We start from the raw sequence: 1,151 nt of genomic DNA, 5'->3' as shown, positions 1-1,151 counted from the left end.
TGTATGTACCGGACACATGGTGGACAGGTGTTCGGAGACATGGTGGACACTTTTTAATAGGCACATTGCTCATCATCAAGGAAATGACCTGTGTCCTGGCAAGAGGCATCCACCATGCAACTTCGTACAGAGTTTGTGCATTTGGCTCGGCAAGAAGGGGTGAATATTCGGCAGCTTTGCCGTCGATTCAATATCAGCCCAAGTACTGCCTACAAATGGCTCAACAGGTTTGAAACCTCGGGTGCAGAGGGCTTGCACGATCAGTCCCGGCGACCAAGAACATCACCCAAACGTTGTGCTGATGAGGTTGAGCAGCAAATTTTGACCATGAGTCAGCAATACGAGGCTTGGGGCGCCCGCAAGCTCAAGCGCGTGCTGGAAGATGAAGGCGCTGTGATGCCCTCCGTCAGCACGGTGCATGCGGTTTTGCAGCGTCATTCGCGTGTTGATCCAAAGGCTGCCGAGATCAAACCATTTATCCGCTTTGAGCACGAAGCGCCTAACGATCTATGGCAGATCGACTTCAAGGGACATTTCAGTCTGAGCCACGGACGTTGTCATCCATTCACAGCCCTGGATGATCACTCACGCTTTTCGCTGTGCATTGCCGCATGTGCCAATGAACAGCGCCAAACGGTACAGGACCATCTAATCCGGTCGTTTCGACGCTACGGCCTGCCGTTGCGCATGACGATGGACAACGGCTCGCCATGGGGCGATCAGACAGGCGTTTACACCGCGCTGGAAGTCTGGCTGATGAGCCAGGGCATCAAGGTCGGCCACTCCCGGCCTTATCACCCGCAGACTCAGGGAAAACTGGAGCGCTTCCACCGCAGCCTGAAAAATGAAGTTCTGCAAGGCCGGTTTTTCACCGATCTCGACGACGCACAACGGGCGTTTGATACCTGGCGCGACATCTACAACCAGAAACGCCCTCATCAGGCGCTGGGCATGGCGGTGCCGGCGACTCGTTACAGTGGCAGCCCACGGGAATATCAGGAGCAACCGGCGGAGCCGGAGTACAACGACGCAGATGTGGTCAGGAAGGTACAGGTGGGAGGCGAAATCTTCTGGAGGAATCGGGAATACAAGATCGGAAAGGCTTTTTATGGCAGGTGCATAGCGATCAGGGAGACGACGGAGGACGGTAT

General features: G+C 55.1%; 1 protein-coding gene. It reads left to right on the top strand.

Annotated elements, in window-relative coordinates; all coding sequences use genetic code 11:
- Nucleotides 1–114: 114 nt before the first annotated feature.
- Nucleotides 115–1,151 (top strand): IS481 family transposase (locus QMX86_RS28085; RefSeq protein WP_282387976.1); only part of this gene is annotated, 1,037 nt, incomplete at its 3' end.

It is taken from the genome of Pseudomonas sp. PS01270 (assembly GCF_029959775.1).
Lineage (GTDB): Bacteria > Pseudomonadota > Gammaproteobacteria > Pseudomonadales > Pseudomonadaceae > Aquipseudomonas > Aquipseudomonas atacamensis.
The sequence above is the reverse complement of the archived record's forward strand: the minus strand, read 5'-3'. Positions and strand labels throughout refer to the sequence as shown.